Raw genomic sequence first — 403 nt, 5'->3', positions numbered from 1 at the left:
CGCCAGGACCGGCCGAACGCGATTCTGTGGCTGGTGCGCAACCATCCCGAGCTCAAGGACGCGCAGATCTCGCGTCTCGTCGGCACCACCAAGTCGACGATCGAGCAGATCCGCGAGCGCAAGCACTGGAACTCAGCCAATCTGCAGCCGATGGACCCGGTGACGCTGGGTCTCGCCTCGCAGATCGACCTCGACATGGAAGTCAACCGCGCCTCGCGCGGCCGCGAACAGGCGCAGCCGGTCGGCGACACGCTGCTGCCGGCGGCCCTGACCGAGCGGTTGGTGCCGGCTCCCGAGAAGCCGAAGGACGAGGACGCCGAACTCGACGCCAACGCCGTGTTCGCCAAGCTCTCGGCCTTGAAGTCGAAGAACACGGACAATGACGACGACGAGTGAGGTTGTC

At 66.3% G+C, this 403-nt stretch carries 1 protein-coding gene; it reads left to right on the top strand.

What is annotated here, in order from left to right; all coding sequences use genetic code 11:
• On the top strand, positions 1-396 hold a 396-nt coding region (locus ENZ74_RS34210), incomplete at its 5' end, for a cell cycle transcriptional regulator TrcR (RefSeq protein WP_127313393.1).
• Positions 397-403 lie beyond the last annotated feature (7 nt).

The sequence above is a fragment of the Mesorhizobium sp. M7A.F.Ca.CA.002.15.2.1 genome (assembly GCF_003998715.1).
In the GTDB taxonomy this organism is placed as follows: Bacteria; Pseudomonadota; Alphaproteobacteria; order Rhizobiales; family Rhizobiaceae; genus Mesorhizobium; species Mesorhizobium ciceri.
Note: the sequence above shows the minus strand (reverse complement) of the source record. Positions and strands in the feature narration are given on the sequence as shown.